This window comes from Prevotella sp. ICM33 (assembly GCF_000517825.1).
GTDB classification, from domain to species: Bacteria; Bacteroidota; Bacteroidia; order Bacteroidales; family Bacteroidaceae; genus Prevotella; species Prevotella melaninogenica.
Map to the genome: position 1 here is coordinate 1 of NZ_JACD01000012.1, position 514 is coordinate 514.

Annotated in this window: 1 protein-coding gene; it reads left to right on the top strand. The window is 46.7% G+C overall.

Annotation, left to right across the window (positions count from 1 at the left end; genetic code table 11):
• Positions 1-514 (top strand): contractile injection system protein, VgrG/Pvc8 family (locus HMPREF1505_RS02910; protein WP_255326819.1); only part of this gene is annotated, 514 nt, incomplete at both ends.

The window sequence follows — 514 nt, forward strand, 5'->3', positions numbered from 1 at the left end:
TGTGCGAACAAGCTAAGGTGCAATTAGAGTTGAATCCTGCATTCAAGGAAACCAAAGACTTTATCTGCCAGTATGAAGAGTCTGACTTCGACTTTATCCGTCGTCTTGCTCATCAGTATCAAGAGTGGATGTATTTCGATGGAACTAAACTCATCTTTGGTAAACCAAGGAAATTGGCTGACCCTATAAGATTAGAATATGGAACAACACTGTCTTCACTTGACATTGGTTTACAGACCCTCGCACGCTCTGAGCAGGTGTTCTCTTATCACTCTGGTGCTGACCGTGAGATGCAACGTATGACGCCAGACTTGGCATATGGTCATGACAAACTTGCGGGTGAGGCTTTCCGTGCATCATTAGGTATGTTCTCAAAACCTGCAAGACAGCATGCGCTGCCACGTATCAGCAATGAGACGGAACTCGTTAACTACATGGGGCGTAAGCAAGCGGCTGAGACGGCTGAGACACATTATATCACAGCTGAGAGTCAGGTGCCAACCCTGCGTGTAGG